The following is a 4,754-nucleotide window of genomic DNA, read 5'->3' on the forward strand; positions in this document are numbered from 1 at the left end:
GCCCATGGGCCGGACCGGTGGTGTTGATGACGGCAGCGAAGCGCATCGTCTCGATCCGGGTCTGCCCGCGCCGTTGAAAGCTGACAGCCAGGCTGCCGTCCTCGTCGTTCGACGCGACAAGCCTGGCGGCAATGGTGTCGACTGTACCGGCGGCATGACGCCGGTCGAGCACCGCGGCGACCTGCGGCGCGATCCTGAAACGATGCACGTCCCAGAACACGCGCAGCTGGCGCACCAGCCTTGCCCGCTCCGGCGGCGCAAGTGCGGCCCACAGCACCGGCCCCTGGAGGCGCAGCTGATCGAAGACCGACTGCCAGTTGACATTGGCGGCGCGCGCGGCCGCCAGCGTCGCGCGAATGGTCTTGAGCAGGCCGAGCGCCGTCGTGGCCGGCGCGGATGCAAAGTCGCCAAAAGGCTCGCCCCTGATATCCGGGTGGCCGCGCGAGCGCAGGCCGCGGCGCGACAGCGCGAGGATACGGCCGCGATGGCCACGGCGGTCAAGTTCGGCGACCATGTCGGCCGAGGTCAACCCGGAGCCGACGATCAGCACCGACGCCTCCGGCCCGATCCCTGAAAGCGCGGCGGAAGAGTACGGATCGGCGACGAAACCTGGCGCTTCCGTCAGCGAGGCCAGCGCGTTGGGAATTACGGGCCGCGGATGCGTCGCTGCCAGGACGAGGATATCGGCGACGACCGGTCCGGCAGAGGTGTGCACGGTCCAGCCCGCGCCACTGGCATCGCGTGTCACGCGTGTGGCGGAACCTTCGACATGATGGACAAGGCCGGAACCGAGATACGGCGCCAGATGCTCGGCGACGTAGCGGCCGAATACGCGACGGCGCGGAAAAGCGTCGCCGTTCTTCCAGATGGCATCCGGGTCGTGTTCGAGTTCTCCGCTGCCAGCCAACCAGCGTGCAAAATGCTGCGGATCATCGGGAGCCATGCTCATCCTGACTGCGGGGACATTGACCCGGTGCGACGGTTCCTCGCTGGAATAGGCCAGGCCGCCGCCGAGCGCTGGTCGCGGCTCGATGACGGAAATCGACAGGCGCTCCGATTGAGGTGCCCGCGCCAGATGCCAGGCCACCGCCGCGCCGGAAAAGCCGCCGCCAAGGATGGCGACGCGCAACCGGCGGGCCGGAGGGAGCGCGTTCACGAGGCGCTGGCGAGCGATTTCGGCCGGTGGTCGCCGGCGATGGTCTCGCCGAACGGACCGGTGTTGACGGACGAGCCGGCGGCTTTTACCGGATGGTCGGTCGGCAGTTTCGGCAGCACCAGTTCGCCGAAGCGATAGGCTTCTTCCAGATGCGGATAGCCGGACAGGATGAAGGTATCGATGCCGAGGCGCCGGTACTCGTCGATGCGCTCGGCGATCGTGTCGGGGTCGCCGACAAGGGCAGTACCGGCACCGCCGCGCACCAGGCCGACGCCGGCCCACAAATTGGGCGCGATCTCGAGCTTGGCACGATCGCCGCCATGCAATGCGCTCATCCGCGCCTGCCCGACCGAATCCATGCGCGCAAAGACTTTTTGGGCCGAGGCGATCGTCGTGTCGTCGAGGCGGCTGATCAGCCTGTCGGCAGCGGCCCAGGCCTCCTCGGTGGTTTCGCGGGCGATGACATGCAGCCTAATGCCGAAAGAGAGCTTGCGGCCGGCCTTCTGCGCCAGTTCACGCACGCTGTCCAGCTTGCGCTCGACATCGGCGGGCGGCTCGCCCCAGGTCAAATACTTGTCGATCTCCTGCGCCGCCACCGTCGACCCGGCATCGGACGAACCGCCGAAATACAGCGGCGGGTAAGGCGTCTGCACCGGCGGAAACAGCAGCCTTCCGTCCTCGATGTGGAAATGCTTGCCGTCATGCTCGACCGTCTCGCCGCTCAGCACCCGCTTGTATATGCGCAGGAACTCCTGCGTCACCTCATAGCGTTCGGCATGCGACAGGAAAATGCCGTCGCCCTTGTTCTCCAGCGGATCGCCGCCGGTGACGACGTTGATCAGCAGGCGGCCATTGGAGATGCGGTCCAGCGTCGCAGTCATGCGCGCGGCCAGCGTCGGCGACTGCAAACCGGGCCGCACAGCGACAAGGAAACGCAAGCGTTCGGTCATCGGCACAAGAGCCGATGCGATCACCCAGGAATCCTCGCACGAGCGGCCGGTCGGCAACAGCACGCCATAGTAGCCGAGCGTGTCGGCCGCCTTCGCCACTTGCGTCAGATAGGGCAGATCGACCGATCTGCCGCCCTCGGCCGTGCCGAGATAGCGGCTGTCGCCATGCGTCGGCAGAAACCAGAGCACCTTGATACGGTCTGGAATGTGCTTGCTCATGGCCTGTCTCCCGTCGCCTGACGGAGGCGGCCGGAGATGCCTGCTTTGGTTGACGGCGAGCGCAAAAAGGTAGGCATGGCGTGGTCCTGTCCGGGTGGAAACCAGATCGCCAGTGCAGATTGCTTATTCCACAAACTCTGTAGAGTTAGTTTATTCCAATTCCGTTGCCGCTATTAGAATTTCTCTCCCCAAGAAATCGGCGGCGAGGCCGACCCGAGTGCAGCGGGCCGGCCTTCCTGCATCAGAACGCTGGTTCGACCGCGTTGACGTTGTCCTTGGTGACGACTGTCAGCGGGATCGGCAGCCGGTCCTTGACCTCCTTGCCCTCGATGATCTCGGCCATCGTGTTGATCGCCAGGCGGCCATCCTCGACGGGCGACTGGACGATGGTCGAGTACATCTCATTGGTGCGGATCGATTCGAACGCATCCTTCTGGCCATTGATGCCGACGATCGGCGGTGCGGCCTTGGAGGGGTTCGCCTCTTTCCATGCGTCGATGAAGCCGCGGGCCATCGTGTCGTCATTGGCGTAGACACCGCTGATCTGGTCGCCGAAGCGTGTGATCAGATCGCGGCTCACCACCAGCGCCTTTTGCTGGTCGAAGTCGGCGTTGACCGTGTCGAGCACGTTGATCTCGGCATTGGTTTCCTTGAGACGGTCGGTAAATCCGCTGACGCGGCCGATCGTGGTGCCGTTGCCGGCCTGGCCGGCGATGATGACGACGGAGCCCTTGCCGCCCAGCGCCTTGCTCAGCGAGTCCGCCGCCAGCTTGCCTTCCTCATAGACATCAGGCCCGGTGAACGACTTGATGAACGGCTTGGCATCGTCGCTCATCGGCGAATTGATGAGGATCGCCGGAATGTTCGCCTGCTGCGCGCGCGCCAGCCCCGGTATGTATGCCTGCGGGTCGAGCGGCCACAGGATGATGCCATCGACCTTGCGCGCAACGCAGGTGTTGAGCTGCTCGGTGCCTTTCTGGACATCAAAATCCTGGCTGAGGCTCAGGATCTCGATGCCGAGTTCCGCAGCGCGCGCCTGAAGCGCCTTGTTGGCCGGCGTCGCGTAGGCATGCGAATCCGCTGCCGTCACGTAGCAGACCGTCTTGGCGCTGGCCCAGCCCGTCGATGCCAGCACAGCCGCCATGGCGGCGACGTGAAGCATGCTTTTCTTGCCAATCATGCGTTTCCTCCCAATCATGTGGTTCCTCCTTGAGTGATTGGATTGTCGCGAACGAGCGCCGGGCGCGTGCCCGGAGCCCTCCCCTTGGTGGTAACGGCCCGATCGAGCACGACGAGCAGGATCAGGATAAGCCCGGACACGACCTGCTGGACGTATGCGGGAACGGACTGGAACTCCATCGCGATGGTCAGCGAGCCGATCGTCAGCACGCCGCCGAGCGTGCCGAGCGCGGATCCCTTGCCGCCTTCGAGACGAGTCCCGCCGACAACGACCGCGGCAATGACGGCGACCGTCAGTTCCGAGCCGAAGACAGGCGAGCCGGTGTTGGTGACGAGGCTCTGGAGAACCCCCGCCAGGCCGGCAAGCGTGCCGGCAAAGACAAAGCCGAGAAAGACGATACGGTCCGAGGCGATACCGCTTTCCTTGGCAGCCGCCGGGTTGGACCCCACCGCAAAGACGTTGCGCCCAGGTATGGTGCGCGTCAGCCAGAAATGCAGCAGCACGATCAGGGCGATGAACAGCACGCTGCGGAGGGTGAAGACATCGAGATAGATCTTGGCCAGCGCCAGGGAGAGCATGATGTCGGTTCCGGTCACCGGCTGGCTGTTGGTGATCCAGTGCGCGAGTGAGCGGAAGATCAGCATCGTCGCGAGCGTCAGCACGAGCGAATTCACCTTCAGGCCGACGACCAGCATGCCGTTGATGGCGCCTGCCAGGGTACCGACCAGGATGCCGGCGATCGCGGCAGGCAGGATGCCGATCTCTCGCTGCAGGATGACCGATACGATGCCGGCCAGGGCAAACACGGCGCCACCGGAGAGGTCGATCTGGCCCGATATCAAAAGCACCGTCAGGCCGACCGCGATCAGGCCGATCGTCGCCGCCCGGTCGAGACCGAGGCCGAGCGTCGATGCCGAGAGGTAGCCGGGGACCAACAGCGCGGAAATGACGAGCGTCAGGCCGAGAATGATGACGACGCGATGCTGCGAGACAAGCGAAAGAAAACGCATCACGCCACGCCCCGCTCGCGCAGCGCCGCATCCATGCCGACGGCACCGACGATCAGGATGCCGAGCACGAAACCCTGGATTGGCGTGCGCACACCGTCGAGCACCATGACGTTGGTCAGCAGTTGCACGAAGATGAGGCCGGCAATGGCCCGCGGCACCGATCCGAAGCCGCCGACGATCGACACGCCGCCGACCACCACCGCCGTGATGGCGCTGAATTCGTAGCCGCCGCCGATGAG

4 protein-coding genes and 1 pseudogene are annotated in these 4,754 nt (G+C 65.1%); all 5 read right to left on the reverse strand.

The genetic code is table 11. The features are described from left to right. Positions 1 to 1,156 (reverse strand): FAD/NAD(P)-binding protein (locus EN994_RS18330; RefSeq protein WP_127307705.1); only part of this gene is annotated, 1,156 nt, incomplete at its 3' end. Then, positions 1,153 to 2,325 (reverse strand): FMNH2-dependent alkanesulfonate monooxygenase, encoded by a 1,173-nt coding sequence (ssuD, locus tag EN994_RS18335; RefSeq protein ID WP_063169856.1) that lies wholly within the window; start codon positions 2,323 to 2,325, stop codon positions 1,153 to 1,155. The genes EN994_RS18330 and ssuD, both read right to left, overlap by 4 nt. A 241-nt stretch (positions 2,326 to 2,566) precedes the next feature. After that, positions 2,567 to 3,505 carry a sugar ABC transporter substrate-binding protein gene (locus EN994_RS18340; protein WP_013528163.1) on the reverse strand — a complete coding sequence of 313 codons (939 nt, stop codon included), beginning with the start codon at positions 3,503 to 3,505 and terminating at the stop codon, positions 2,567 to 2,569. 14 nt (positions 3,506 to 3,519) lie between these two features. After that, positions 3,520 to 4,515, reverse strand: a complete 996-nt coding sequence (locus tag EN994_RS18345) for an ABC transporter permease (protein WP_063169855.1) — start codon at positions 4,513 to 4,515, stop codon at positions 3,520 to 3,522. Next, a pseudogene (locus tag EN994_RS18350) lies at positions 4,515 to 4,754 on the reverse strand (ABC transporter permease); the annotation flags it as partial. The gene EN994_RS18345 and the pseudogene EN994_RS18350, both read right to left, overlap by 1 nt.

The sequence above is a fragment of the Mesorhizobium sp. M7A.F.Ca.CA.002.09.1.1 genome (genome assembly GCF_003998555.1).
In the GTDB taxonomy this organism is placed as follows: Bacteria; Pseudomonadota; Alphaproteobacteria; order Rhizobiales; family Rhizobiaceae; genus Mesorhizobium; species Mesorhizobium ciceri.